This window comes from Microbacterium sp. bgisy189, assembly GCF_965345345.1.
GTDB lineage: Bacteria > Actinomycetota > Actinomycetes > Actinomycetales > Microbacteriaceae > Microbacterium.
The window spans coordinates 85,077-109,738 of sequence record NZ_CBDRMZ010000003.1; the positions used below are offsets into that span (position 1 = coordinate 85,077).

A 24,662-nucleotide genomic window follows, 5' to 3' on the forward strand; every position below is an offset into this window, starting at 1 on the left:
GAATTGGGAAGTTTGGATACTCTCGACGCAAGAGGCCGAAGCGGCCTGATCAGAACGAACGCTTAGGAGGCGGTTCTCATGGCCCACGATTTCGGAGCAACATACAGCGAGATGGAAAGCGCGGCATCGCGCCTGCGCGACGGTCGCAGCACCGTCACCGACACCCTGAAGGAACTGCAGGGCGTCATCGACGACCTCGTGCAGGACGGCTTCAAGACCGAGAACGCGTCGGAAGCCTACTCCACCGCGTACTCGGAGCTGACCACGTCGCTCGACGACGCCGCTGAGGCCGTCAACGACATGGCGCAGGCGCTCGACCGCATGGCGGACCAGATCCGCGACAAGGACTCGGAGCTCGCCGGCGGCTGATCCGTCGCGCTGCAGCAAGGGAGGTCGTGGCGCCGGTCGAAAGACCGCCGCCGCGGCCTCTCTCCTTTTGCGGGGAGGATTCCCGCGCCACATACAATCGGGGACATGAACGGAGCGTCGAGCTGATGAGCGGGTCGCAGAGCTATTGGTACAACCTGACCACCCAGTCCGTGCTGCGCGCGGACGAGCGTCCGTCTGAGGACACGCTCGGCCCGTTCGCGACGGCCGCCGAAGCGGAGGAGTCGCCCGCCGTGCTGCTCGAGCACGCGCGCGCGTGGCTCGAAAGCGAAGAGAGCGAGCCCTTCCGCGAAATGGCCGAGGCCGAGGCCGAGGGCGAAACCCCCGCCGACTACCTGTGACGCCGACGTGGTGACCGGGTATCGCCGCGCCGCGGCGCCGGTCGTCGTGCTGCTGGCCGCAACACTGGTCGCGTGCGGTCCAAGCGTGCCGGAGTCGGTCGTTCCGGGCACGCAGGTGACGGTCGGCTGGACCGGGACGTTCACGTCGGTGAACGCCGCAGCTTCGCCGACCGCAGGCAACCTCGACGTCGCCGAGATGATCCGCGGCGACTTCGGCGACGTCATCGACGGCGAGTTCGTCCCCGACGAGGGCTTCGGCACCGTCGAGATCGTCGCCGACGACCCGTTCACGGTCCGCTTCGACCTCGCCGAGCCGTCGTGGTCCGACGGCATCCCGCTCGACGCCGCCGATCTGGTGCTCGGCTGGGCCGGTGCCGCCGGCGCGTTCGCCCTCGAGCCCGAAGCGACCGACGCGACATCGACGTCGACGGAGCAGTCGCTCGTCGGCGTTGACGAGTTCGCGCGCTCCGTCGACATCGCATTCTCCGAGCCGAGCGTGCTGTGGCAGCAGGCGGTCACGGTGCCGGTGCCCGCCCACATCGTGGGCCAGAAGGCGTTCGGCATCGACGACCCCATGGAGGCCAAGCAGGCGGTCATCGAGGCGGTGCAGTCGGGTGACAAGACGGCGCTGGCCTCGATCACCGACGTCTGGCACACCGGCTTCGAGATCGTCGAAGGCGCCGACATCCCGGCAGCGCTGCGACTGTCGAGCGGCCCGTTCTCGATCGACGAGGCCACCGAGTCCGGCGACGGGCAGTCCGTCGAGCTCGTGCCGAACGGAGCGTACCGCGGGCTCGTATCGCCACAGATCGCGCGCGTCTCGCTCGTGCCGCCCGGTGACGATGCCGTCGCAGCGCTCGGCGACACCCTCGATCTCGCGCGCGTGAGTCCGGTGGCATCCACACGTACCGCCGTGCGCGACCTCGAACGCACCGACTTCATCGTCGACACCTCGCATGACGGCACGACGTGGGCGGTCGTCCTCAAGCCGACGGGAACGTTCGCGCGGCCCCAGGTGCGTGCGGCGTTCATCCGCGCGATCCCCGCCGGCGCGATGGTCGAGCGCGGCGGCGGCCAGTGGGCGTCGGCGTACGCCGCATCGACGTCTGTGGTCTCAGCCCCCGGTGCGCGCGCGTACGACATCGTGAACGAGGACTCCGGCTTCACGGAGCAACTGGGCTCGCCGGCCGACGACCCGGCCGTCGACCGGCAGGACGCGGGTGCGTCCGACGGCACACGCGTGTGCGTGCTGTACGACCGCCGCAGCGAATTCGCGACCGGCGCCTTCGCAGCGCTCCGTGAGGGCGCCCGCGAGGGCGGTTGGGACGTCACGGACTGCAGCACCGACGACTTCGGCGCCTCGCTGAAGGCGCGCGGGTGGGATGCCGTGATCACCCGCATCGCGGTGCCGCGCACCCCTGCCGACATCGCGGCGCAATGGGGCAGCGGGTCGGAGACATCGATCGCCCGCCAATCCGATCCCGAGCGCGACGAGCTGATCGCACAGTACGCGCACACGAGCGATGTCTATCAGGCCCGCGAAGTGCTCGCGCAGATCGAGGCCACGATCGTGCGCGCCGCGGTCGTTCGTCCGCTGGCCGTCAACCCTCGGGTGAGTGTCATCGACCGCGACGTGACCGGCATCGCGCCGAGAAGCGGGTCGGTCGCGCCGTGGACGTACGGGGCGGCGCAATGGGCGGCGGTCCCGTGATCGGGGCATGGGGTGTTCTCCCCATCGCAGCGGATTCGCGCCAGCGGTTATCGTCATCATCGGAGGTTTGCGCGTGGGAATGATGTTGCCGAACGAGCTCATCTGGGTGATGGAGAAGCTCGGTTTCGACTGGCCGGATGTCGATGAGGACGAGCTGCGCCGTGGCGCCGGCATGGTCCGGGTGTTCCGTGACGACCTCGAGTCGAAGATCCAGGCGATGGACAACAAGGTCAACGGCGACCTGGCCGCCGCCATGCGGGGCCAGGCAGGGCCCGCGTACGTGGGTGCGTGGAACCAGAACCGCTCGCAGAACCTGCAGAAGCTGCTCGATCTGCTCGGCCCCGCACCGACCGGCATGGAGATCGCCGCGGACGTGGTGTTCGGGCTCAAGATCAAGGTCATCGCCGACGTCACCACGACGATGATCACACTGGTGGGCATGCTCACCAACCCGATCACCGCGGCGGGTGCCGGCCCGATGCTGATCATCAAGAAGAAGCTCCTCAGCGCTGCCGTCGACATCGTCATCGAGCAGCTGTTGAACCAGATCCTTCCGATGGTCATCGAGCCGCTCGCCGAAGAGCTGCCGACCGTCATTATGGCCGCGCTCGACTCGCCGATCGTCGAGGCCGTCGCGGGTGACCCCGACGAGTTCTATGCAGACCTGCAGGCGCTCGAGGCTGCGGAGGGCGAGATGGAGCAGCACGCCGCCGACGTCGAGACGCTGACGGAGCGCCTCATGGCGGACCTGTCGAGCCTCAACATCTCGGGAGACTGACGTGGGGAAGGACATCGGCGAGGCGATCATCCGCCCCCTCAAGAATTCGCTCGACGACATGCCGGTGCACGTGCGCCAGCTCGCCGAGATGTTCCGCAAGCACGGCAAGAAGCAGAAGGACAACGACAGCGAGATCACCGATCTCGACAACACCGAGGTGCCCCAGCCGCTGCGCGACGGGTGGCGACGCGACGGCGACACCCCGAACAGCGTCGTGGGCGATCGTCACGGTACCCGGCCCGATCCGTCGGAGTATCTCGACCAGTCCTACATCGATCAGCACCTGGCGCGGTTCGAGAACGGTGCGAGCCGCATCTACGTGTCGGGATCTCTGCACCAGTGGGGACCGGGACAAGCCGACCACACGACGTTCGTCTTCCCGACCGACGAACTGCAGACCATCCTCGACGAGACCGGCGGCGACGCCCAGCAGCTCGCGCTGCGACTCGGCATGGATGCCGACTTCTACCTCGATTCCGACGGCAACCCGCTGCCCGTCGAGATCCGCAACTTCACACCCGACGAGCTGTCCGGGCTGCGCATGCCTTCCGGCAACGAGGGCGGGGCGAATCCGAAGTGGATTCCCGGCGGCTATCTGCCCACAGGCATCCCCGAGGCCGTCATCGACGTGCCCGAGTCGGCCACAGGGTACGGCAATCTCGACAACGGCGGCACCGATTACAACCACGGACTGTGGCCGGGCACCGGCCAGGGCCTGACGCTGACGAACAATGGCAACAGCTGACGTGTCGCCGTACGACCCGCAGTCGGTCGGCACGGGCGCCGTCGTCACGTACCGCGGCGACCATCTCGTGACGAGCGGCGCGAGCATCGTCGAGGCGATCGACGCCGGCAGCACCGACGGCGCGTGGCTGCTGCCCGAGGTCGTCACGCTGCACCGCGGGCAGGCGACGATCGTGCCGCTGTCGTGGGAGCCGGTGGATGCCGGCAGCGATGCGAAGCAGGTCGACTCCCTGCGCCGACGTGCCACCGAGCTGTGGACCGAGGTCTCGGGTGCCTGCCAGTACCGACATGGCGCGCCGATCTCGATCGGCCTCGATGCGGACACGACCGACCCGTATGCGATCGCGCTGCGACGTTCCGGTGCGCGACGCGCGGACCGCTGGACGTTCGGCGATGCGGCTGTCGTACTCGTCGTCTACGGTGAAGGGATCCCTGCACCGAAGTCCGCGACGGCTGTGCAGGTGGTTCCGCTGGCCTGGGTCACGGACACGCGCAAGCGACCCGCGGTCGACGTGGATCTCGCGTGGACATGGGCCGACGTGGTCGAAGCAGCAGACCAGACACGACCGAACCCGGAGAACTGACGTGGGCAAAGACATCGGCGAGGCGATCATCCGCCCGCTCAAGAATTCGCTCGACGACATGCCCGTGCACGTGCGCCAGCTCGCCGACATGTTCCGCAAGCACGGCAAGAAGCAGAAGCGCAACGACAGCGAAGTCACCGATCTCGACAACACCGGTGTGCCGCAGGAACTGCGCGACGGCTGGAAGAAGGACAGCTGGCACACCCCCGACCGCGTCGTCGCGGGCGGCAAGCAGAACCGCCCCTACCCGGCCGAATACCTCGACAACGACTACATCCAGCAGCACATCGCCCGGTTCGACGATGGCGCGACCCGGTTCTATCGTGCCGACAGCCTCGACAAGTACGGTCCCGGCAACAACGGCACGACCTTCGTGTTCCCGACGTCTGAGATCGACGACATCATCAAGAAGGCCGACGGCGACCCGAAGAAGCTCGGCACGATGCTCGGGCTCGGCGAGAACTTCTTTGTGGATGCCGATGGCAACGCGGTCGACATCATCCGCGCCGACTTCGACCCTGAGCAGCTCATGAACGGCAACATCCGCATGCCGCGCGGCACCGAGGGCGGCGCGAACGCGCAGTGGATCCCCGGCGGCTACCTGCCGGAGGGCATCCCCGAGGCGGTCTTCAACGTCTCGGACGGCTCGGGCGGCACCTTCACGCACTTCTATGTCAAGTAGTCAGTCACCCGGCGCGGCGGGCGTGCGGTACCCCAACAAGTTCGACATCGCGCGGCTCGTGGCGGTGGGCACACCCCCGCACCTCGAGGTCACCGAAGCGCAGCAGCGCTATGCGGCCGGCAACAGCCTGCACGTCGTGCCCGAGGGCGAGCCGCCGGCGTGGTTCCTGCTCGTCGCGCCGGATCACCACCGCTTCTCGGTCACCTTCTATGCGCCGACCGGCACGCCGCTGCGCGATGCAACGTGGGAGCGCGACGGTGACGGGCTGCTGTGCCGTCGCCTGATCGATCTCTTCTACCCGGACGGCGACCCCGGCCGGCGAGTGCCGTTCAGTCAGGTGTTCTCGGTGACGCATGAGATCGGGGCCGACGGCATCGTCCGTTCCGTCCTCTCGTCGCCGATCGAGCATGACACGGTCGTCGAGGGCGCGGTCGATCTCGCCCACGTTCGCACGGCGCTCCCGCCGTTCGGGGAGTGGGACGGCGTCGTGGCCCCCTCGGCGCCAGGCGAGTCGGAGCGCTTCGGCCTCGATGCGATCGACGCCGCCCTCGCGGCCGTCGAAGCGTATGCGAGTGGCGAGGTGCCGACCGACGGCGGGTGGCGGATCGCGGGCGGATCGCGCGACATCATGGATGCCGTCGATCTGCTGGTCGCCGCCGGATCACCGGTCACCGCGGTGCCCGTCATCGAACGCGGCGCCGCACAGATCATCCCGCTCGCAGTGCAGGCACCGCCCTCGAGCGGACGGGACCCGCGCGAGGAACGGCGGCGCATCACGGCGCTGCACGACGACGTCCGCGATGCCTGCGAGCACCGTGAGGGGCAGGCGATCGGTCTCGACCTCGCGGCGACGGGCACGGACGCGGCCGCCGTGTACGCGCACGCATTGCGCGGTGCGGGCGCCACCGCCGCCGAGTACTGGGCGTTCGGTGGACGTCATGCGCTCGTGCTGGTGACGACCGGAGACGCCGCCGACGGCGACCTCTCACTGTCACTGCAGGTCGTGCCGCCCGCGTGGGCGGGCATCGGCGGCGCGGCCGCCCCCGCCGCCGATGATCTGCGGTGGTCGATCTCTGACATCGGCACCGATCCCGCCGGATACGCTTGAACCGATCGCCACAGGAAGGCACCAGACGATGACCGCTGTTTTCGGAGACGTCGAGATCGACATCACCCCGCGCATCTACGGCGCGAGCGAGCTCGGCGTGCTGTCGCTCACCGCACCGGGAGACGCACACCCGCGGGTGGTCTACGTCGGCGGCGAACTGTTCGTCGGTCTCGACCGTTCGACCGGCGGCGCGATCACGCAGGGCGACGCGGCGCAGGCAGCCGCTCCGTTCGACGACACCGTCGCAGCAGCGCTTCCCCAGCAGACGACCTTCGAGACGCGTGACGGTCTCGCGACCGTCACCGACGAGACGCAGGCAGCGGCGGTGCTGCTGACGCCCGCGAACGTGCAGTGGCCGGCACTGGAGGGCGACCCCGTCGTGTTCGCCCTCTCGCGTGAGCAGGTCGTCGTCGTCGGATCCGACGACGAAGCGGGCGTAGCCACGGTGCTCGACCTCATCGATCAGCTCTTCGAAGCCGGTGGGCCCCTCGTCAGCGCCCACCCGATCGTGCTGACCGACGGCGCGTGGGCCCCGTTCGCGTGGCACGAGCGCTTTCCCGCGCTCGACCTGCGCATCCAGCGCGCGCTTCGCCTGTTCAGCGTTCGCGCCTACGAGGCGCAGTCTGTCGCCCTCGCCCGACCCGACGTGCACATCGCCGACCCGAAGATCCACGTGCGCGAAGACGGCGTCACGCTCACCTTCGCGGCGTGGCCGAAGGGCACCGCAACGCTGCTGCCGGTGGTCGACAACGTCATGATCGCCGATCCGTCGGGCACGCTGAGCGTCGCGACGATGGATCAGTTCCTCGACGCCGGTGACGATGCGATCGTTCGCACCGGGCTCTCCCCCGCACGGTACTTCGTGCCCGGAGACCAGCCCCGCTGACCACGGGTGGGGTGTTCTCCCCATCGCCGTGGCGGCATGCCCGCCGATAGCGTCGTCGGCGGAGGTGGTCGACATGGGCATGATGCTGCCGAACGATCTCGTGTGGGTGATGGACAAGCTCGGCTTGGAGTGGCCCGACATCGATGAAGATGAGGTGCGCAAGGGCGCCGACTACGTCCGCACCTATCGCGACGACCTCGAGACACTCGTGCAGACCGCCGACCGCAAGATCAACGGCGACATCGCGAACGCCATGCGCGGCCAATTGGGCCCGGCTCACGTCGAGGCATGGAACCGCAACCGGTCCGAGAACGTGCAGCAGCTCATCGACCTGCTGGGCCCGGCATCCCAGGGCATGGACATCGCCGCCGACATCGTGCTGGCGCTCAAGATCAAGGTGATCGCCGAGGTCACGCTGACCCTCATCCAACTCGTCCCGCTGCTGGCCGCCGGTCCCTTCGGCGCGGGCGGTGCGGCGCTGCTCATCCTCGCGCGCAAGAAGATGTTCTCGTTCATGATGGAGGCGACCCTCGAGAAGGTCATCAACGAGGTGCTGCCGCTGGCGGTCGAGCCGCTCGCCGAGAAGGTGCCGGGTCTCGTGCAGGCGATGCTCGACGCGCCGGTGGTCGAAGACAACATCGGCGATGCCGACGAGTTCTACGCCGACCTCATGGCGCTCGATCAGGCCGCCGAAGACATGGACGCCCACGCCGACGACGTCGAAGAGCTGACCGAACGCCTCATCGCCGACTTGGCCAACCTGCAGATCTCCGGGGAGTGACTCCATGACGATGAAGAAGGTCATCCGCGACATCATCGACACGATGGACAGCGCGGGGCACGAATTCAAGAAGGGGTTCTCGGGCGCCTTCCGCGCACGCGGCGGCAAGCACCGCGCCGACGCGGATGCCATCCGAGAGCTCGACCGCAAGAACGCCAAGGATGCGAAGCCCAAGCACCGGGCCGACAAGCCGACGTCGCACGCGAAGAAATACGACATCCTCACCGACGTCACGAAGGGGCGCGAACAGATCGGGCGCACCGGCAAGCACGCCGATCCCGACTACGACGCCGCCCGCGACCTCGGCGCATCCATCGCGAAAGAGATCCGCGCCGTTCCCGGCGACATCCTCGATGAGATCAAGGGCGCACCGAAGAAGGTGCCCCAGCAGTTCATCGAAGAGCTCTACGAAGACGCGATCGGTCAGGGAAAGCCCGACGCCTACGGCGAGAAGGCACCAGGACAGGACATGAAGTTCCTCGCACCGGCGTCTGAGATCGCGAACCTCGCGGCGCTCAGCACGGCGCAGCTCGAGAGCCGCCTCGGCCTCGAGGCCGGTGCGCTGAAGGGTGCCGACGTCGAGATCAATCTCGTCGACGGCACACGGTTCGCGAGCATCGAGATCGACTTCCCCCACAATTGAGCCGACCCCGGTAAGCGCTCTCCCCGGTAGGCTGGGGGCATGTCGACGACGCCGCAGCCCACCGCCGTCATCGCGAGTGGTGCAGGCCGCTACGCGGACCCGTGGCATCCGTTCCCCGACACGAGTCCCCTGATCGCGGACGTGCTCGAAGACGCCGGCTTCACGGTGCGCATCGACGACGACATCGACGGCGCGATGACCCGACTCGACGGCGTCGACCTGATCGTCGTCAACGCCGGCGACCCGTGGCGCGACGCCGAGCCGGTGCAGGTGGCGCAGGGCTCGCTCGACGGGTTCGCCGCCGCGATCGACCGCGGCATCGGCATCCTCGCGTTCCACTGCGCGACGGCAACCCTGCGCGACTACCCCGACTGGGCCGCGGCGGTCGGCGCCATGTGGGTGCCGTCGCTGTCGATGCATCCGGATGCCGGGGTGACGACGATCCGCGGCGGCGCACTGCCGGACGGCACGCCCATCGACGACTTCGAACTCTTCGACGAGCGCTACTGCCGTTTGCAGCAGATCGGGAGGCGGCACATCGTGGCCCGGCACGACGGGGCCGACGACGCGCCCGCAGCCGAGCCCACCGCGTGGGTGCGCGAGTACGGGGCCGCGCGGGTCGCGGTCGACGTCCTCGGCCACGACGTACGCTCATACGAGTCCCCCGGCCACCGCGCGCTCATCGCCGCACTGGCCGGCTGGGTGACGACCCGCTGACACACCGGAGGAATCGCATGCAGACCAGAACAATCGGCCCCTTCAGCGTCTCGGCGATCGGACTGGGCGCGATGCCCGTTTCGATGAATGGCGACGGCGTGCTGCCCGACCGCGACGACGCGATTGCGACGGTGCACGCCGCCCTCGACGCCGGCTTGACCTTCATCGATACCGCCGACATCTACGCGCCCTCGTGGGACACGATGGGCCACAACGAGCAGATCGTCCGCGACGCACTCGCATCGTGGCACGGCGACACCTCGAAGGTCCTCGTGGCGACCAAGGGCGGCATCACACGCGACGAGCACAAGGACTTCGGCCGCGACGGTTCGCTCGACTATCTGCGCCGTGCCGTCGAGGCATCGAAGCGCAATCTCGGCGTCGACGTCATCGACCTCTACCAGTACCACCGCCCCGACCGCTGGATGGTCTACGGACACATCATCGAGAACCTGCGGACGCTCCGAGACGAAGGCCACGTGCGCGAGATCGGCATCTCCAACGCGAGCGTCGAGGAGATCGCGATCGCCCAGGAGGTGCTCGGCGAGGGCGGCCTGGTGAGCGTGCAGAACGAGTTCTCGCCCCGCCACCCCGGCAGCTACGGCGAACTGCGCTACTGCCACGACCACGGCATCGCTTTCCTGCCGTGGAGCCCGCTCGGCGGCACCGGTGGCGGCGGGCGGTCGGTCGGCGAACGCTTCGGCGTATTCCGCGAGATCGGCGACGCGCACGGTGTCAGCCCGCAGCAGGTCGTGCTGGCCTGGGAGCTGTCGCTGAGCCCCCACGTCGTGCCGATCCCGGGCGCGCGACGCGCGGCATCCATCAGCGACTCGGCACGAGCCGCCGATCTCAGCCTCACCGACGACGAGCTCGCACGCTGCACGGCCACCGTCGGCATCGAGGTCTGACCCGGGTTCCGGTTCAACATTCAGGCTTCTCGAGAGTGTCGATCGCGCGCAGCAGGGCGAGCACTTCCCGCACGGCACCCGCGACCGTCGCCGGCTCCTCACCGGATGACACCAGCCACAGCGATCCGACGAACCGGCACGGGTCTCCCACGTTTCAGCGCGACGGCCGCTTCGACTCCTGCTTCGCCGCCACCGTCTTCGCCGTCGCCGTCGCCGTGAGCCACCACCACACGCCGACCGCCACCGCGGCGTACACCGCGAACAGTGAGATCCACAGCCAGAACGGCGTGCTCGTCTCTTCCCAGCTCGCCGGGAACGGCAGCAGCACGATCATGAACGCGATCGTTGCAGCCGTCCACGTCGCCAGCCACCACCAGCGGCTGCGCGCGAACAGCACACCTCCCGGCATCCCGGCGAACGGCAGCAGCATGACCGGCAGCGCAGAGAACCCCACCACCGCCGTGGCGGCGAGGGCTTCGACGGCGAAGGTGTCGAGCACGCCGCCGGTCTCGCCGAGCGGTTCGGCGAGCGCCGAGTAGCCGGCGAACGCGACGATCGCGAGCGTCGCGACGTACCCGACCTCGACGAGGGCGAGGCGCAGCGTGTCCCGTTGCGAAACGGTCGCCGGCAGCACCGCGCCGAGCAGCACGCCGAACACGACGCCCGGCACGAACCCAGTCACCCTGGAGAGCACGACCGTCACGACCAGCAGGACCAGCGCACCGCCGAGCAGTCGCACGCGAGGCCGCTCGGCGACGCCCCACCGCACGGCGACAGCGCCGACCACAAGCGCCGCGACGACGCCTTCGACGATGAACGAGACCAGGCTCGACGCGACCATCCGCACCGATCCGGCGTTGAAGCCGAACGACGGATCCACGAAGCCCGCGATCACGGCCGCCGCCACGAGACCGAAGGCAACCGGCATCCAGATCGGCAGCGACTGGCCACCCCGATGCAGGCCGCGTCCGATACGTCCGATCAGTCGGGATGCCGGTGCCCACAGCCGTGAGACCCGGTCGTAGTGCTCCTGCACAGCCGACTCGAGCAGCTTGCCCGGAAAGGCGAGGATTGCCGCGAACACCAGCACGAGCGCGACCGTGCACGCCAGCACCACCGGACGCAGATCGAGCTGCGCGCCGGTCCTGAGCCCGTCATAGGTCGACGGCGCCCCGGGACCCTCTGCGAGCCGCCCGCCCGCGATCGGTTCGGCGACGACCGGCTCCTCCTCGGCGAGTTCGATGGCGACCGGTTCGGTGACGGGCTCCTCGGTCGGCAGCGGTGTCGGCGTCGACGGTTCGGGAATGTCGAGCAGCGGGAGGATTCTCGCGCGGATCTGCGCGAGCAGCTCGGGCGCGAACCCCCGTCCGGCCATGACGACACCCTCGCCGATCAGCACCTCCTGCGCCGGATACGACACTTCGGGTTGGGTCAGGTCGAGCGGTTCGTAGCGCGAGAACACGGCGCCGTCGGGTGTCTGCGACGGTGCGTAGCCGGCATCCGTCAGGCGGGTGACGAGGTCCGTCTCGTCGTCGAGCAGGGCGTAGCCGATGGCTGCGGCCTCGGAGCCGTCCATCTGGAACCACCAGCACGTCAGTCCGCCGCCTTCGCCGAGGTGTCCCCAGGCCGTCCAGTCCTCGGCGTCGGGGTGGTTTTCCACACCGCCGGTGTCGGCGCCGGACGTGTCGAAGAAGGTGTACTGCGCCTCGGCGAGCTCGGCGCGCAGCTGCTGGTCGACCAGGTCGTCGCACGTGACCGGCTGCGTGGTCGCAGCGGAGGCTGTCCACGCGGGCGCCACGACCACGGCGAGCGCGAACACGACCACGACCAGCGCGCGGAGTGCGCGCGCCGTGGTCGATGTCGCTCTGCGTGCGTGCGTCCCCATGTCGCTCACGTCGGGTCGTCCGGTCGTCGGGTCGTCCGGTGGTGCGTGCCGCCAGGGTAAGGCCGCCCGCGCCGGGGCACAAGACCCCGAGGCGCGCGATGGCGTGCAACATTCAGGCTCTGCGCGACGTGCCGCACCCCGGCCCGCGGAATTCCGCGGGTGCGGCGCGGGGCGGGCGTCGCGGAGACTGAATGTTGAACGGGGCGGGGCGGTCAGCCCCGCAGGATGCGGCCGACCACGGCGGCGGGGGCGAGGTCGAGGCGGCGCAGCAACTGGGCGTTGACAGCGACGACGACGGTCGACAGCGACATCAGCATGGCGCCGATCGACATCGGCATGACGAACCCGATGGGGGCGAGGATGCCGGCGGCCAGCGGCACCGAGATGAGGTTGTACCCCGCCGCCCACCACAGGTTCTGCTGCATCTTGCGGTAGCTCGCCTTCGAAAGTTCGATGATCGACAGGACCGCGCGCGGGTCGTCCCCGGCGAGGATGACACCGGCCGAGCCGATCGCGACATCGGTGCCGGCGCCGATCGCGATGCCGACGTCGGCCTGCGCGAGCGCGGGTGCGTCGTTGACGCCGTCACCCACCATCGCGACCTTGCGGCCTTCGCGCTGCAGCTCGGCGACCTTCGCGGCCTTGTCCTCCGGGCGCACCCCGGCGAAGACCCGGTCGATGCCGAGTTCGGTGCCGACCGCGCGCGCGACGGCCTCGGCATCACCGGTGATCATCACGACCTGCACCCCGACGCGGTGCAGCGCCTCGATCGCCTCACGCGACTCGGGCCGGATCTCGTCGGCGAGGGCCAGGGCACCGATCACGACCCCGTCGCGGGCGACGTGCAGGATGATCGCCCCGTCCGCACGCCACGTGTCGGCGATCGCGCGCTCGGACGCCCCGATCTCTTCGATCATCTTCGGGCCGCCGACCCGGATCTCGGCGCCGTCGACGGTCGCGGTCACGCCGACCGCGGGCGACGACGTGAACCCTGTCGCCCGCGGCAGATCGAGGCCGCGCTCGGTCGCGGCGCGCACGATGGCGCGGGCCAGCGGGTGCTCGCTGTCGGCCTCTGCGGATGCGGCGAGCGCCAGCATCCGGTCTTCATCGCCATCGGCGTCGACCCCGGTGACCGTCGGCTCACCCTTGGTGAGGGTGCCGGTCTTGTCGAACAGCACGGTGTCGACGGTGCGCATGCTCTCGAGGGCCAGGCGGTCCTTCACGAGCACGCCGCCGCGCGCCGCGCGCTCGGTCGCGATGGAGACGACGAGCGGGATCGCGAGGCCCAGCGCGTGGGGGCAGGCGATCACGAGCACCGTGACGGTGCGGACGACGGCGGCATCCGGATCGCCCAGCACCGACCACAGGACCGCGGTGATCACGGCGGCGCCGAGTGCGAACCAGAACAGCCACCCGGCGGCGCGGTCGGCGAGGCGTTGGGCGCGCGACGACGACGCCTGCGCGTCGGCGACGAGGCGCGAGATCCCTGCGAGCGCCGTGTCATCGCCGATCGCGGTGACCTCGACGCGGATGCCGGAGTCGGTCGCCACGGTGCCGGCCGTCACCGTGTCCCCCACGGTGCGGGCGACCGGGCGGGATTCGCCGGTGACCATCGACTCGTCCATATCGGCGGCACCGTCGACGACACGACCGTCGGCGGGCACACTGCCGCCGGGGCGGACGACGACGACGTCCCCGACCCGCAGGTCGGTGGGCGAGACCGTGACGATGGTGTCGCCCTCGACCCGCTCGGCCTCATCGGGCAGGAGGGCCGCGAGCGAGTCGAGCGCCGAGGTGGTCTGCGCGAGCGAGCGCATCTCGATCCAGTGGCCGAGCAGCATGATGACGATCAGCAGCGCCAGCTCCCACCAGAACTCGAGTTCGTGGTGCAGGATGCCGAGGCTCGCTCCCCACGACGCGAAGAACGCGACGGTGATCGCGAGGGCGATCAGCAGCATCATGCCGGGCTTGCGGGAGCGCAGTTCGGACACGGCGCCGGTGAGGAACGGGCGCCCGCCCCACACGTACATGACGGTGCCGATGACGGGAGACACGAACGTCGCCCACGCCGGAATCTGGTAGCCCAGCAGCATGCCGAACATGCCCGAGAACGCGACGACCGGGACGGCGAGGAGGAGGTTGATCCAGAAGAGGCGCCGGAACTGGCCGACGTGGTCGCCGTGTCCTGCGTGGCCCCCGTGCCCGCCGTGGCCGCCGTGGCCGCCCGCCATGTCGTGACCTCCGTGGCTCTCGTGACCTCCGTGGCTCTCGTGCCCAGCGTGGTCGTGCCCGGCGTGCGCCGCGTGGCTACTGGCGTGGTCGTGAGCGGCGTGACCGGCGTGACCGGCGTGACCGGAGTGACCGGCGTGGTCGTGCGCAGAGTGATCCTGCGACGCGTGCGCGTTCGGGGATGCGGGCTCGGCCGGCGTGTGGGTGCCGTGGTGGTCGTGAGCGCTCATGGTGCAATCCTTCCGATGTCGTCTCTCCGCAACAACCAGAATACCCCCCGGGGGTATTCCCGGCCAAGGGTGGGAGCACCCGTGCACCCCCACCCCCAGCGCCGGATCACAGGTCTTCGAGCAACTCCCGCATCTCGGCGATCTCCGCGGTCTGCGCGTCTATCACCGCCTGGGCGAGCGCGATGGCGCCGGCATCCTGTCCTTCGGCGACCTGCACTTCGGCCATCTCGACGGCACCTTCGTGGTGCACGATCATCTGCTCCAGGAACAGTCGCGACGCCTCGTCGGCTGGGGCATCCGCGAGCGCGGTCATGTCGGCATCCGACATCATTCCGTCGCCGTGCCCCATACCCGACATGTCGCCGGCCTCGTCGACGCCCCACGCGTCGAGCCACCCGCGGAGCATGTCGATCTCGGGGCCTTGGGCCGCCTTGATACGCTCCGCCAAGTCGGCCACGCGCGGGTCGATGCCGTCCTTGTCGAGCACGACGTCGCTCATCTCGATGGCCTGCTCGTGGTGCGGGATCATCATCGTGGTGAACATGATGTCGGCCATGCCGGGGCTCTGCGCTTCGCCGGTCGCCGACGGGTCGGCCGGCGTGGTCGACGCATCCGAGCAGCCCGCCAGGGTCATGGCGAGCACGAGGGGAATGGTCGCCGCCAGTGCGGCACGGATCTGGGTCTTCATCTTCATGGGTTCTGCTTTCGTGGTGTCGTCGTGGCGCGCCGACGTTTCGCGGGCGCGCGAAGGAACGCGCCCGGAACGGGACGCGTCGAAAGGCCGCTGCGCGGCACGGCCTCACGTACGACTGATGCAGAGCAGCGCGAGATCCGGCGCAGGGGCACCGATCACGCCCGCCGGTCGCGTGGATGCCGCGGGTCTGCGCACCGGCATCCGCACCCGCAGTCGTGCGACGCGACGTGCACCCAACGCGACGAGCGCCAGGAGCGCCAACAGGCACAGCACGGCCGCCGCGTCGGCGCCCATGGGCGCCCCCACCGCATCCTCGATGGCGGGGTCAGCGGCGTGATGGGCTGGCGCGGCCACGGTGGTCGCTCCGTGGGCATCGTGCCCACCAGGCGGCGAAAGCACGTGCATGCCCAGCAGGCCCGCGATGACGGCAACGGCCAGCAGCAGCGCGACGGCCCACCCGGCCCGCGTGCGCTGCGTCGTCTCCATGCCGCCATGGTACCCCCTGGGGGTATGCCCGACGAGGCGCGACGGGCCCCAATCCCCTCGTTTACAGGGCGCGTTTTGTCGGCTCAGCACGCCCGAGGCGACAAGATGCGTCCTGTAAACCGCGCCGAAGCGACCACACGCGCCCAGCGAACGCGCGGCGTCAGACCGCGACGTCGGGACGAGGTCGCGCCCGGCACCGCCGAGACGGTGACGTTCGAGGTGCCGGTCGCCGCGTGCACGATCGTGGATACCGCCGGTGACCGCATCGTCGAACCCGGCGCGTTCGAGATGCTCGTCGGCCCGTCCTCGCGCGAAGAGGCACTGCTCGTCGCGGGCTTCGAGGTGCGCTGACCCCGGCATCGGTCTCTGCAGGACGCGTGTGGTCGCGTCGCGCGTGTCGAGGCGGCCACACGCGTCCTGCATCTGCGCGCGCCGTTCGCCTGGCGCGTGTTGTCGTTTCGGCGCGCGCACGCGCCCTGCATTCAGTTCGCCTGGCGCGTCTGGTCGCTTCGGCGCCCGCATGGCGCACAACGCGACAGGCGAACGAGGGCGAAGCCGCGTCAAGCGCCAGGTGAAGTGACGGGCATCCGGATGCCGAACCACGACGTCACGCCACCGGCGACGAGCAGGAGCACACACGCGATGACGGCCCGGTGCAGGCCTTCGAGATCGAGCGCGCCGCCGACGATGAACGCCAGCGCCGCGACGGCCAGCAGGCCGGCGATGCGCGAGATCGCGTTGTTCACGGCCGAGGCGGTGCCGGCCCGCTCCGGCCCGATCGCACCGAGGATCGTGGAGGTGAGGGGCGAGACGGTCGCGGCGAGTCCGACGCCGAACACGAGCATGCCGGGCAGCACCTGCCACCAATACGAGAACGGTTCGCCGACGGTCAGCAGCAACAGCAGTCCCCCGGCCATGATGAGCGGCCCGGCCGTCATGAACACCCGCGGCCCGTAACGGCCAGCCAGCGCGCCGGCGCGTGAGCTCAGCATCGCGACGAGGACCGTCGCGGGCAGGCTCGCGAGCCCGGCGAGGGTCGCCGAGAACCCCTGGGTCTGCTGCAGATAGACCGTGAGCACGAGCATCACAAGTGACAGTGCGGCGTAGATGAACAGTGTGGCCAGGTTGCCCGCCGAGAAGTTGCGCACCCGGAACAGCGACAGCGGCAGCATCGGCGCCCGCACGCGGCGCTGTCGAGCGAGGAAGACGGCGAGCAATGCGATACCGCCGAGGAGCGACCCCCACACCGCCGGGTGCGCCCACCCAAGGTTCGGCTGTTCGATGAGCGCGAAGACCGTCGCGCCGAGCCCGAGCGTGCACACCACGGCGCCGAGCACGTCGACCGCGGCATCCGGTGTGCGCACGTCGCGCAGTCCGGTGCGCGGGATGAGCGCGAGCGTCCCGGCGATCGGGACCACGTTGATGAGGAAGGCCCACCGCCACGATGCGAGGTCGATGAGTGCGCCACCCAGCAGGGGGCCGACGAGCATCGCGGCGGTGGTCATGGCCGTCCAGATGCCGATCGCGCGCGACTGCGCCGCATCGCGGAAGGTGGAGGTGATGAGGGCGAGCGAACTCGGCACCAAGAAGGCGGCGGCCGCGCCCTGCACGGCGCGCGCGACGATGAGGAACACCGGGTCGGGAGCGAGCGCGATCGCGACCGAGGCGACCCCGAATCCGACCAGCCCGATGCGCATCACCAGCAGTCGGCCGAACGCGTCGCTGGCCGAACCCGCGACGAGGATGAGGGCGCCGAGCGTGATCAGATAGGCATCCACGACCCATTGCTGCGTCGTGAGCCCGCCGCCGAGCTCGGTGCTGATCGCGGGGAGTGCGACGTTGACGATCGTGCCGTCGAGGAACGACACGAACGACGCCAGCACCGCGACCGTCAGCGTGAGGCGCTGGGCCGGGGTGAACGCGTCGGTCATGACGTCACGGTAGTCCCGACCGACGACCTTGGGGCGATGTCAGCCGATGAGTTCTGCCAGGAGCGTCTCGACGCGGGCGCGGATCTCGTCGCGGATCCGGCGCACCCCGCCCAAATCCAGCTCGGAGGGGTCGGGGATCTGCCAGTCGAGGTACCGCTTGCCCGGGTAGACCGGGCACGCGTCGCCGCACCCCATGGTGACGACGGCATCCGCCGCTCGCACGACGTCGTCCGTGAGCGGCTTGGGGTACTGCTCTGTCACGTCGATGCCGATCTCGGCGAGCGCGGTGACGACTGCAGGCAGGATGCCGGTGCCCGACGGCTGCGAACCCGCCGATCGCACATGGACTCGCCCGCGCGCGAGGTGCTCGGTGAGTGCCGCCGCCATCTGTGAGCGGCCGGCGTTGTGCACGCAGATGTACAGCACCTCGGGCACCGGCTTCGCGCTCAGCCCGCGCGACTGCGCAAGCGCGGTCAGCCGGTCCTTGGCGAACCGCTCGGTGAGACTCGGCAGGTGGGTGCGGACCGTCGCCGTGCGTCCGAGCGCCGTATACGACTCGAACACGACGCGTTCGACGGTCTCGGCCGAGATCGATCCGTCGAAGGCGTCGGCGAGACGCTCGGCCGCGCGATGCAGCAACTGCTCGGGCGCGAGGAGCGACCCTTGCCCATCACTCCCGCTCATGATGCCGCCCGCCCATTGACGAGTTCTGCCAGCAGGCCCTCGACGCGGGCGCGGATCTCGTCGCGGATCGGCCGCACCGCCTCGATGCCCTGTCCTGCGGGGTCGTCGAGCTGCCAGTCCTCGTAGCGTTTGCCGGGGAAGATCGGGCACGCGTCACCGCATCCCATGGTGATGACGACGTCGGACTCGCGCACCGTGTCGACCGTGAGCACCTTCGGCTGCTCACCGGCGATGTCGATGCCCTCCTCAGCCATCGCGGCGACCGCGACGGGGTTAATCTCATCCTTCGGTGCCGAGCCCGCCGACAGCACCTCGACGCGATCGCCGCCGAGTTCGCGCAGGAACCCTGCGGCCATCTGCGATCGGCCCGCGTTGTGCACGCAGACGAAGAGGACGGTGGGGGTGTGAGACATCGGGGCATCCCTTCTGGTGTTTCCAAAAGCATAGATGCAGATCTATCTATTTGTCGATGAACGAGCGGTGAACGCTCACCCGACCAGCTCGTCGACCAACGCCTGCACCCGACGATCGATGTCGTCGCGGATCGCGCGCACCTGTGGCAGCGGCAGCCCTGCGGGGTCGTCGACCTCCCAGTCGAGGTAGCGTCGCCCCGGATAGACCGGGCACGCATCGCCGCATCCCATCGTGACGATGACATCGGCGCCCCGCACGACGTCATCGGTGAGCGGCTTGGGAAACTCCCCCTCGGCCGCGATACCGATTTCGGTCAGCGCCTGCAAGACAACCGGACGCACTTCGGACGCTGGGTTCGACCCTGCCGTCGCCACAACCAACCGATCACCGGCGAGCCGCCGCAAGATCGCAGCCGCCAGCTGCGAACGCCCGGCGTTCTGCACGCACACGAACAGCACGGTCAGCACCTCGGGCTTCGCACTGTCGGCCGCGATATCGAGCCGCCCGACCGTGAACGCTGCAGCCCGCGCGAGCAACGTCGCGTCGTCCAGCCCGAGGCCACGCAGTTGTTCGATGCTGTCGGCGAACTGTTCGGCGACGGTCTCAGCACCGTACACACCGGCGTAGCGTCTCGCGAGGTCTGCAACGGCACGGTCACGGCTCGGCGCAAGCGGCTCATCACCGGGTTCGAGCAGGGCACTGACCCGCGCCGCATGCGCTGGTGCCAGTGCATACCAGGCACGCCGCCCGTCCGGCGTCCGCGTCACGATCCCGTCGTCGAGCAGAACGCGCATGTGATGACTGACGGTCGGCTGCCGAAGTCCGAGGCGCTCGGCGACATCACCGACGAGCACCCGGCCATCCGGAGCGTCGCGGATCATCCGCAGGATGCCGGCGCGCCTGGGATCGGCGAGCACCGAAAGATCCTGCGCTTGACGCATAGATCACAGTCTATTGACCATCAACCCCGTTGGTCCGGCTGCGTCGCTCGATGAGCAGCGTGTCGCGCCACCGCCCGGCGTGCACGCCGCGCTCCGACCTGCCGATACGCTCTCGCCGGCCCACGACACGAAAGCCCGCTCGCTCGTGCAACGCAGCACTTCCCGCGTTCTCGGGGAAGATCGACGACTGGATCGTCCACACCCCCGAAGCCTCAGCGGCATCGATGAATGCAGCGAGCAATATGCCACCGATCCCTCGGCCCCGCGCGCCGCGCGCGACGTAGACCGAATGCTCAATGATGCCGCGGTACGCCGCCCTCGATGAGACGGGGGATGCCGCAACCCAGCCGACGACCGCGCCGTCGGCATCGACCGCGACGAGCCTGAGGTCGGATCGGCGCGCCGCATCGAACGCCTCCCATTCGGGTGTCGACGACTCGAACGTCGCCTCTCCGTCCTCAATCCCCTGTGCGAAGATCTGCTCGACGGCCGGCCAATCCCCCGCATCCATCGACCTCGTCGTGACACTCACCCGCAACACCCCTCGCCCACCCCACCCGTCGAGCACACACCGGTCGCGGGCAGTTCGAGCTGCACGTGCGAGGCGGCCTCGAGGTCGCCTGCGATCGCCGCAACCACCGACCTCACCTGCTCGTAACCGGTCGCGAGGAGGAAGGTCGGAGCTCGCCCATACGACTTCATTCCCACGACGAAGAAGTGCTCCTCGGGATGTGCGAGCTCTCGGAAACCGTGCGGTTCGACGGTGCCGCAACTGTGCACATTGGGGTCGATCAGCGGCGCGAGTCGACGCGGCGCCTCGACGATCTCGTCGAAGTCGAGACGGAGCTCGCGCAGCATGCCCAGGTCGGGTCGGAAGCCGGTCGACGCGACAACCACATCGGTGGCGTGCACCGAGGACACCGGCCCGCTTCGTCCGATGAGCTCAATCCCGCCGTCGACACGTCGCACCGCATCCGTCTCGAACCGGTCGACCACGTCGATCCTGCCGGCGGCGATATGCGCATCGAGGCGTCGCCCGAGCGCGGCGCGGTCGGGAAGCTCATCGTCGCTCGAACTCGACACCCGCACGGCGTCGGCGGTGCGGATGACCCACGCGATCCGGGTCGCGGGCGCTTCGTCGGCGAGCGCGACGAGTGCCAACAGTGTGTTCGCGGCGGAGTGTCCAGCGCCGACCACGCTGACGCGCCGTCCTTCGAAGCGGTGCCGATCACTACCGAGCACATCGGGGAGCGGCCCGACGAGCGCATCGCCGATGTCATCGGCACCGCGCAACGGCAGTCCGTCGGATGCAAGCGGACTCGGCTGGTCGAACGTGCCCGACGCGTCGATGACGGCGCTCGCGAGCACCGTTTCTTCGCGATCTCCCCGCTGAACTCTGAGGACGAACGGTGCGGCAGCGCGGCCGCGGGTTCGCGTGCGATCCATCCCCTGTCGCGATACCCCCGTCACGCGAGCGCCGGTGTGGAGGTGAGTGGCAAGCTGTGGGAGCTCGGCGAGCGGGCGCAGGTACGCCTCGCGCAACTCGGTGCCGATGGGGGCGATATCTGCCGGAGGCATCGCCCACGACGTCGTCTCCAGCAGTTCGACCGCCACCGGATCCACAAGATAGCGCCACGGTGAGAACAGTCGTGTGTGCCCCCACCGGTCGACGGCATCAGCGATGTCGCCTGCCTCGAACAGTTCGAAGGGAATCTCGCGTGTCGCGAGGTGCGCGGCCGCGGCGAGCCCGACCGGTCCGGCGCCGATGATCACCACCGGGTGGGAGATGGTCGCCACGTGCGGTCGCGTGGGGGTGAGATCGAGAAGCGTCATGCCAACTTCCTCTATATCGAAGATCGTCAATGCAAGCGAGCTTCCACCTTGTATCGAAGTTTGTCAATATCGACTATCATCGATGCATGACCACGCTCGACGTCACCGACATCTCGACAGTCGCCTGTTGCACGCCGCTCGTGCGGGAGACGCTCACGGCAGCGGATGCCGAGCAGCTCGCCCACACCCTCAAGGCGCTCGCCGATCCGACGCGCCTTCGGCTGCTGTCGATCGTCGCCGCGACCCAGAACGGCGAAGCGTGCGTGTGCGATCTGACCGACCCGGTGGGCCTCAGCCAGCCGACCGTGTCGCACCACCTCAAGATCCTCACGGAGGCCGGGTTCCTCACCCGCAGCAAGCGCGGCACCTGGGCGTACTACGCGATCGTGCCCGGCGCGCTCGAGCGCCTGTCCGGCCTGTTCGTCACGACGTGACCGGTCTCGCCCGTGCGGCCGGCGCCGAGTTCACCGGCGCACTGCTGCTGTCGGCCATCGTCGTCGGATCCGGCATCGCAGCGGCATCCCTCTCCCCCGGCGACGTCGGGCTGCAGCTGCTGCAGAACTCGCTCGCGACGACCCTGGGACTCGCAGTCCTCATCGCGGTGTTCCAGCCGGTGAGCGGCGCACACTTCAATCCTGCGGTGACGCTCGTGGATGCGGCACTCGCGGTGCGGGGCGGGCCCCCGAAGCCCGCACGGGTGATGACGTTCATCGGCGCGCAGATCGCCGGGTGCATCGCCGGCGCGATGCTCGCGAACGCCATGTTCGGCCTGCCGGCCGTCGCCTGGAGCACGACCGAGCGCGCGTCCGGCACGACGCTGCTCGCCGAGGTCGTCGCTACCGCCGGCCTCGTGCTCGTGATCTTCGGCCTCGTGCGGGCCGGGCGCTCGACATGGGTCGCGCCGGCGGTCGGCGCCTACATCGGCGCCGCCTACTGGTTCACGTCGTCGACGAGCTTTGCGAACCCTGCGATCACGATCGGCCGCGCGTTCACCGACACGTTCGCCGGCATCGCCCCGGCATCCGTCCTGCCGTTCATCGCCGCACAGCTCGTGGGCGCCGCGGTGGGCGCTGCCGTTGCGGTCGCGCTGTTCGTGCGGCCCGAGGTGTCGCAGATTCGGACGAAGGTCGTGGATTCGGACCCGGGAGCCTGATCCGCCCCGAATCCGGCGACAATCTCCGAATCCGGTGACGGTGCGAACGGTCAGGCCGCGGGCGTCTCGGACCCTCCGGTCAGCTCCAGAACGCCCATTTGTCGGTCACGACGTACGTTCCTGAGGCGTTGCGTTCGAAGGTGATCTGCACCTCGCCGTAGCTGTTGTACGAGACCGGCCAGAGGAAGGACTTGATATGCAAGTCCTCCTGCGACTCGAGGTCGGCGTGATTGTCGAACCAGATCGTGCCCGCTGACCCGATCGTCGCTCGCACCTGAGCGAGGGAGTGGCCGAGTTTGATCTTGCTGTACTCGGTCTTCGTTGCCGGGTCCTGCGTGCGGTTGGGCTTGTAGGTCCAGATCGCGCTGTAGTCCACCATGCGGTAGACACCGCGGTCATCCACCCAGAAGGTGAGGTCTACGCTGTACGAACGTTTGCCGTACGCGATCCGGTACTCCTTCAGAATGTAGTCCTCGTTCTCGGCGTAGGTGCGGCCGGATGTGCCGAAAAGACTCGCGACCGCACTACGCGTCATGCCGAACTTCAGTTGTCCGAACTCGGTCTTCGTGACGTACGGGGGGTTCGTCGCGGCCGATGCGCCGAGCGCCGGGGTGATGGTCAGCGCGACTGCGACCATCGCGGCGCTGAACATGGTCGTGAGTTTTCGGGGGTTGGGCATGACGGTGCCTCTCTCGTTCGGTGGGCTGATCTGCCCGGCCCGCCACCCGGATGCCGGGTCGCGCGCCGCACGAGTCAGCGTCACCGATGAGAGATCAGACCCCACCCCGAACCCGGTCGACCGCTGGATGCGATCACAGCGTAATGCACGGGCGCTCCCGCGCACATCATCGAATCCCAGCGACTCGGCGTCAGGCCGCGGGCTGCTCGTGCACGGCAGATGACGTCGTCACGCCGTTGAGGACGAGGTAGAGCTGGCGTTCAGTGACCGAGACCGTCAGGGTGTTGCGGCGTTCGAGCGAGCCGACGGCGCTGTCGATGAAGCCGGGGTCGAAGCTGTACAGCAAAATGGCTTCGCCACGGTGGATGCGAGCACCCTCCCACCGCGCGGCGACCTTGGCGGGGTCGCGGTGCGTGTACACCACGGTGCGCTCGGCCTGGCGACTGCCGAGGTGCAGCTTCTCGGCATCCGGCGCGCCCACCTCGATCCAGGCGGTGAGGCGGCCGGTGAGGTCACGCACGAAGACGGCGGGCTCGTCGGTCGCCGAGATGCCTTCACTGAACGCGATGCCCTCGGTGTATTCGAGGCAGTACGCCAGCAGCCGCGTCAACATGAACTGGTCGGTCTCGGACGGATGCCGCGCGACCCGCAGCGTCAGGTCTTCATAAACGCCGCGATCCACGTTCGCCAACTGCACATCGAACGTGTGGATCGTCGCCCCGGCAGCCATACCTCCAGCCTACGGTCGCAGATTCGGAGAATGACCGCAGATTCGGATGCGAGGGCCCGCGGCATCCGATTCCGACGACAATCTCCGAATCTGCGACGCGCGGCCCGGGGACGTCGTCGCGGTACTCGCGTAACCGACGACCCGGCCCCGGTCAACCCCCTCGGCTCACCGGCCGGACGTGCCTAGCGTGGAAAGCCACCGCCACACCGGGCGGTCTCAGACGAAAGGACGGATGCCATGGGCCTCGACGACAAGATCAAGAACACGGCGGAGGACCTCGGCGGCAAGTCGAAGGAAGCCGCCGGCAAGGTCACCGGCAACGAGAACCTCGAAGCCGAAGGCAAGGCAGATCAGGCCAAAGCCGACCTGAAGCAGGCCGGCGAGAAGGTCAAGGACGCCTTCAACAACTGACCCGTCGTGACGGCGCTCCACCCTCGGGTGGGGCGCCGTTCTCGTGCGTCAGGCCGGGCGCCCGTCAGGCGCCGCGCGTTGCCGGCCGAGCG

At 69.1% G+C, this 24,662-nt stretch carries 29 protein-coding genes; 17 read left to right on the forward strand and 12 right to left on the reverse strand.

What is annotated here, in order from left to right; all coding sequences use genetic code 11:
- Window positions 1-78: 78 nt before the first annotated feature.
- The 13 genes from ACSF8R_RS05700 (at window position 79) to ACSF8R_RS05760 (ending at window position 10,270) form a co-directional block, all read left to right on the forward strand.
- Entirely contained in the window at window positions 79-369 is a 291-nt protein-coding gene (locus tag ACSF8R_RS05700; protein WP_434810892.1) for a WXG100 family type VII secretion target, read from the forward strand.
- A 125-nt stretch (window positions 370-494) separates the two neighbouring features.
- Window positions 495-728 (forward strand): hypothetical protein, encoded by a 234-nt coding sequence (locus ACSF8R_RS05705; RefSeq protein WP_434810893.1) that lies wholly within the window; start codon window positions 495-497, stop codon window positions 726-728.
- A 10-nt stretch (window positions 729-738) separates the two neighbouring features.
- Window positions 739-2,439 (forward strand): ABC transporter substrate-binding protein, encoded by a 1,701-nt coding sequence (locus tag ACSF8R_RS05710; protein WP_434810894.1) that lies wholly within the window; start codon window positions 739-741, stop codon window positions 2,437-2,439.
- Window positions 2,440-2,518: 79 nt separating this feature from the next.
- Window positions 2,519-3,217, forward strand: a complete 699-nt coding sequence (locus ACSF8R_RS05715; protein WP_434811139.1) for a hypothetical protein — start codon at window positions 2,519-2,521, stop codon at window positions 3,215-3,217.
- A 1-nt stretch (window position 3,218) separates the two neighbouring features.
- Complete coding sequence (locus ACSF8R_RS05720; protein WP_434810895.1) at window positions 3,219-3,962, forward strand: hypothetical protein; 744 nt, start codon at window positions 3,219-3,221, stop codon at window positions 3,960-3,962.
- Window positions 3,949-4,545: a hypothetical protein gene (locus ACSF8R_RS05725; protein WP_434810896.1), complete on the forward strand. Its 597-nt coding sequence runs from the start codon at window positions 3,949-3,951 to the stop codon at window positions 4,543-4,545. Before ACSF8R_RS05720 ends, ACSF8R_RS05725 begins: the two co-directional genes overlap by 14 nt.
- 1 nt (window position 4,546) lies before the next feature.
- Window positions 4,547-5,227: a hypothetical protein gene (locus ACSF8R_RS05730; protein ID WP_434810897.1), complete on the forward strand. Its 681-nt coding sequence runs from the start codon at window positions 4,547-4,549 to the stop codon at window positions 5,225-5,227.
- A gap of 22 nt (window positions 5,228-5,249) precedes the next feature.
- Window positions 5,250-6,335 carry a hypothetical protein gene (locus ACSF8R_RS05735; RefSeq protein ID WP_434810898.1) on the forward strand — a complete coding sequence of 362 codons (1,086 nt, stop codon included), beginning with the start codon at window positions 5,250-5,252 and terminating at the stop codon, window positions 6,333-6,335.
- Window positions 6,336-6,363: 28 nt separating this feature from the next.
- Window positions 6,364-7,221 (forward strand): hypothetical protein, encoded by an 858-nt coding sequence (locus ACSF8R_RS05740; RefSeq protein WP_434810899.1) that lies wholly within the window; start codon window positions 6,364-6,366, stop codon window positions 7,219-7,221.
- A gap of 73 nt (window positions 7,222-7,294) precedes the next feature.
- Window positions 7,295-8,002 (forward strand): hypothetical protein, encoded by a 708-nt coding sequence (locus tag ACSF8R_RS05745; protein WP_434810900.1) that lies wholly within the window; start codon window positions 7,295-7,297, stop codon window positions 8,000-8,002.
- A gap of 4 nt (window positions 8,003-8,006) precedes the next feature.
- Entirely contained in the window at window positions 8,007-8,645 is a 639-nt protein-coding gene (locus tag ACSF8R_RS05750; protein ID WP_434810901.1) for a hypothetical protein, read from the forward strand.
- A gap of 39 nt (window positions 8,646-8,684) precedes the next feature.
- Window positions 8,685-9,362, forward strand: a complete 678-nt coding sequence (locus tag ACSF8R_RS05755) for a ThuA domain-containing protein (RefSeq protein ID WP_434810902.1) — start codon at window positions 8,685-8,687, stop codon at window positions 9,360-9,362.
- Between the two features lie 17 nt (window positions 9,363-9,379).
- Window positions 9,380-10,270: an aldo/keto reductase gene (locus ACSF8R_RS05760; RefSeq protein WP_434810903.1), complete on the forward strand. Its 891-nt coding sequence runs from the start codon at window positions 9,380-9,382 to the stop codon at window positions 10,268-10,270.
- Window positions 10,271-10,424: 154 nt separating this feature from the next.
- On the opposite strand, the gene ACSF8R_RS05765 is transcribed toward ACSF8R_RS05760, so the two are convergent.
- From ACSF8R_RS05765 to ACSF8R_RS05780, 4 genes are all read right to left on the reverse strand, one after another.
- Window positions 10,425-12,164, reverse strand: coding sequence for a hypothetical protein (locus ACSF8R_RS05765; protein ID WP_434810904.1), 1,740 nt, complete (start codon window positions 12,162-12,164; stop codon window positions 10,425-10,427).
- Window positions 12,165-12,367: 203 nt separating this feature from the next.
- Complete coding sequence (locus ACSF8R_RS05770; RefSeq protein ID WP_434810905.1) at window positions 12,368-14,614, reverse strand: heavy metal translocating P-type ATPase; 2,247 nt, start codon at window positions 14,612-14,614, stop codon at window positions 12,368-12,370.
- 106 nt (window positions 14,615-14,720) lie between these two features.
- Entirely contained in the window at window positions 14,721-15,308 is a 588-nt protein-coding gene (locus tag ACSF8R_RS05775; RefSeq protein ID WP_434810906.1) for a DUF305 domain-containing protein, read from the reverse strand.
- A 105-nt stretch (window positions 15,309-15,413) separates the two neighbouring features.
- A complete protein-coding gene (locus ACSF8R_RS05780) occupies window positions 15,414-15,794 on the reverse strand; it encodes a DUF6153 family protein (RefSeq protein WP_434810907.1) in 381 nt (126 codons plus the stop codon).
- Between the two features lie 105 nt (window positions 15,795-15,899).
- Here ACSF8R_RS05780 and ACSF8R_RS05785 point away from each other — a divergent pair, with 105 nt between their 5' ends.
- Complete coding sequence (locus tag ACSF8R_RS05785; protein ID WP_434810908.1) at window positions 15,900-16,145, forward strand: fibronectin type III-like domain-contianing protein; 246 nt, start codon at window positions 15,900-15,902, stop codon at window positions 16,143-16,145.
- Between the two features lie 209 nt (window positions 16,146-16,354).
- Here the strand turns inward: ACSF8R_RS05785 and ACSF8R_RS05790 are convergent, their stop codons facing one another.
- The 6 genes from ACSF8R_RS05790 to ACSF8R_RS05815 all read right to left on the reverse strand — a co-directional run bounded on the left by ACSF8R_RS05790 (window position 16,355) and on the right by ACSF8R_RS05815 (window position 21,597).
- Complete coding sequence (locus ACSF8R_RS05790; protein ID WP_434810909.1) at window positions 16,355-17,725, reverse strand: MFS transporter; 1,371 nt, start codon at window positions 17,723-17,725, stop codon at window positions 16,355-16,357.
- Between the two features lie 39 nt (window positions 17,726-17,764).
- Window positions 17,765-18,409, reverse strand: a complete 645-nt coding sequence (locus ACSF8R_RS05795; RefSeq protein WP_434810910.1) for an arsenate reductase ArsC — start codon at window positions 18,407-18,409, stop codon at window positions 17,765-17,767.
- Window positions 18,406-18,822, reverse strand: a complete 417-nt coding sequence (locus ACSF8R_RS05800; RefSeq protein ID WP_434810911.1) for an arsenate reductase ArsC — start codon at window positions 18,820-18,822, stop codon at window positions 18,406-18,408. The genes ACSF8R_RS05795 and ACSF8R_RS05800 overlap by 4 nt, the downstream gene beginning before the upstream one ends.
- A gap of 75 nt (window positions 18,823-18,897) precedes the next feature.
- The gene (locus ACSF8R_RS05805) at window positions 18,898-19,764 is read right to left on the reverse strand and encodes a metalloregulator ArsR/SmtB family transcription factor (RefSeq protein WP_434810912.1); all 867 of its coding nucleotides are present in this window, start codon (window positions 19,762-19,764) and stop codon (window positions 18,898-18,900) included.
- 10 nt (window positions 19,765-19,774) lie between these two features.
- Window positions 19,775-20,275: a GNAT family N-acetyltransferase gene (locus ACSF8R_RS05810; RefSeq protein WP_434811140.1), complete on the reverse strand. Its 501-nt coding sequence runs from the start codon at window positions 20,273-20,275 to the stop codon at window positions 19,775-19,777.
- A gap of 17 nt (window positions 20,276-20,292) precedes the next feature.
- Entirely contained in the window at window positions 20,293-21,597 is a 1,305-nt protein-coding gene (locus ACSF8R_RS05815; RefSeq protein WP_434810913.1) for an NAD(P)-binding domain-containing protein, read from the reverse strand.
- Between the two features lie 86 nt (window positions 21,598-21,683).
- Between ACSF8R_RS05815 and ACSF8R_RS05820 the strand changes: the two genes are divergently transcribed.
- Window positions 21,684-22,031, forward strand: a complete 348-nt coding sequence (locus tag ACSF8R_RS05820) for an ArsR/SmtB family transcription factor (protein ID WP_434810914.1) — start codon at window positions 21,684-21,686, stop codon at window positions 22,029-22,031.
- Window positions 22,028-22,750, forward strand: coding sequence for an aquaporin (locus ACSF8R_RS05825; protein WP_434810915.1), 723 nt, complete (start codon window positions 22,028-22,030; stop codon window positions 22,748-22,750). Before ACSF8R_RS05820 ends, ACSF8R_RS05825 begins: the two co-directional genes overlap by 4 nt.
- A gap of 79 nt (window positions 22,751-22,829) precedes the next feature.
- Here the strand turns inward: ACSF8R_RS05825 and ACSF8R_RS05830 are convergent, their stop codons facing one another.
- Together ACSF8R_RS05830 and ACSF8R_RS05835 are read right to left on the reverse strand one after the other, a co-directional pair.
- The gene (locus ACSF8R_RS05830; protein WP_434810916.1) at window positions 22,830-23,513 is read right to left on the reverse strand and encodes a hypothetical protein; all 684 of its coding nucleotides are present in this window, start codon (window positions 23,511-23,513) and stop codon (window positions 22,830-22,832) included.
- A 106-nt stretch (window positions 23,514-23,619) separates the two neighbouring features.
- The gene (locus tag ACSF8R_RS05835) at window positions 23,620-24,159 is read right to left on the reverse strand and encodes a YaeQ family protein (protein ID WP_434810917.1); all 540 of its coding nucleotides are present in this window, start codon (window positions 24,157-24,159) and stop codon (window positions 23,620-23,622) included.
- A 237-nt stretch (window positions 24,160-24,396) separates the two neighbouring features.
- Between ACSF8R_RS05835 and ACSF8R_RS05840 the strand changes: the two genes are divergently transcribed.
- Window positions 24,397-24,570, forward strand: coding sequence for a CsbD family protein (locus ACSF8R_RS05840; RefSeq protein WP_434810918.1), 174 nt, complete (start codon window positions 24,397-24,399; stop codon window positions 24,568-24,570).
- Window positions 24,571-24,662 lie beyond the last annotated feature (92 nt).

What these genes read in the sequence shown, in the direction of transcription:
- ACSF8R_RS05700 (WP_434810892.1), top strand. Translation starts at nt 79, where the DNA reads ATGGCCCACGATTTCGGAGCAACATACAGCGAGATGGAAAGCGCGGCA.
- ACSF8R_RS05705 (WP_434810893.1), top strand. Translation starts at nt 495, where the DNA reads ATGAGCGGGTCGCAGAGCTATTGGTACAACCTGACCACCCAGTCCGTG.
- ACSF8R_RS05715 (WP_434811139.1), top strand. Translation starts at nt 2,519, where the DNA reads ATGATGTTGCCGAACGAGCTCATCTGGGTGATGGAGAAGCTCGGTTTC.
- ACSF8R_RS05725 (WP_434810896.1), top strand. Translation starts at nt 3,949, where the DNA reads ATGGCAACAGCTGACGTGTCGCCGTACGACCCGCAGTCGGTCGGCACG.
- ACSF8R_RS05740 (WP_434810899.1), top strand. Translation starts at nt 6,364, where the DNA reads ATGACCGCTGTTTTCGGAGACGTCGAGATCGACATCACCCCGCGCATC.
- ACSF8R_RS05745 (WP_434810900.1), top strand. Translation starts at nt 7,295, where the DNA reads ATGGGCATGATGCTGCCGAACGATCTCGTGTGGGTGATGGACAAGCTC.
- ACSF8R_RS05750 (WP_434810901.1), top strand. Translation starts at nt 8,007, where the DNA reads ATGACGATGAAGAAGGTCATCCGCGACATCATCGACACGATGGACAGC.
- ACSF8R_RS05755 (WP_434810902.1), top strand. Translation starts at nt 8,685, where the DNA reads ATGTCGACGACGCCGCAGCCCACCGCCGTCATCGCGAGTGGTGCAGGC.
- ACSF8R_RS05760 (WP_434810903.1), top strand. Translation starts at nt 9,380, where the DNA reads ATGCAGACCAGAACAATCGGCCCCTTCAGCGTCTCGGCGATCGGACTG.
- ACSF8R_RS05770 (WP_434810905.1), bottom strand. Translation starts at nt 14,614, where the DNA reads ATGAGCGCTCACGACCACCACGGCACCCACACGCCGGCCGAGCCCGCA.
- ACSF8R_RS05775 (WP_434810906.1), bottom strand. Translation starts at nt 15,308, where the DNA reads ATGAAGATGAAGACCCAGATCCGTGCCGCACTGGCGGCGACCATTCCC.
- ACSF8R_RS05780 (WP_434810907.1), bottom strand. Translation starts at nt 15,794, where the DNA reads ATGGAGACGACGCAGCGCACGCGGGCCGGGTGGGCCGTCGCGCTGCTG.
- ACSF8R_RS05785 (WP_434810908.1), top strand. Translation starts at nt 15,900, where the DNA reads ATGCGTCCTGTAAACCGCGCCGAAGCGACCACACGCGCCCAGCGAACG.
- ACSF8R_RS05790 (WP_434810909.1), bottom strand. Translation starts at nt 17,725, where the DNA reads ATGACCGACGCGTTCACCCCGGCCCAGCGCCTCACGCTGACGGTCGCG.
- ACSF8R_RS05795 (WP_434810910.1), bottom strand. Translation starts at nt 18,409, where the DNA reads ATGAGCGGGAGTGATGGGCAAGGGTCGCTCCTCGCGCCCGAGCAGTTG.
- ACSF8R_RS05800 (WP_434810911.1), bottom strand. Translation starts at nt 18,822, where the DNA reads ATGTCTCACACCCCCACCGTCCTCTTCGTCTGCGTGCACAACGCGGGC.
- ACSF8R_RS05805 (WP_434810912.1), bottom strand. Translation starts at nt 19,764, where the DNA reads ATGCGTCAAGCGCAGGATCTTTCGGTGCTCGCCGATCCCAGGCGCGCC.
- ACSF8R_RS05810 (WP_434811140.1), bottom strand. Translation starts at nt 20,275, where the DNA reads ATGGATGCGGGGGATTGGCCGGCCGTCGAGCAGATCTTCGCACAGGGG.
- ACSF8R_RS05815 (WP_434810913.1), bottom strand. Translation starts at nt 21,597, where the DNA reads ATGACGCTTCTCGATCTCACCCCCACGCGACCGCACGTGGCGACCATC.
- ACSF8R_RS05820 (WP_434810914.1), top strand. Translation starts at nt 21,684, where the DNA reads ATGACCACGCTCGACGTCACCGACATCTCGACAGTCGCCTGTTGCACG.
- ACSF8R_RS05835 (WP_434810917.1), bottom strand. Translation starts at nt 24,159, where the DNA reads ATGGCTGCCGGGGCGACGATCCACACGTTCGATGTGCAGTTGGCGAAC.
- ACSF8R_RS05840 (WP_434810918.1), top strand. Translation starts at nt 24,397, where the DNA reads ATGGGCCTCGACGACAAGATCAAGAACACGGCGGAGGACCTCGGCGGC.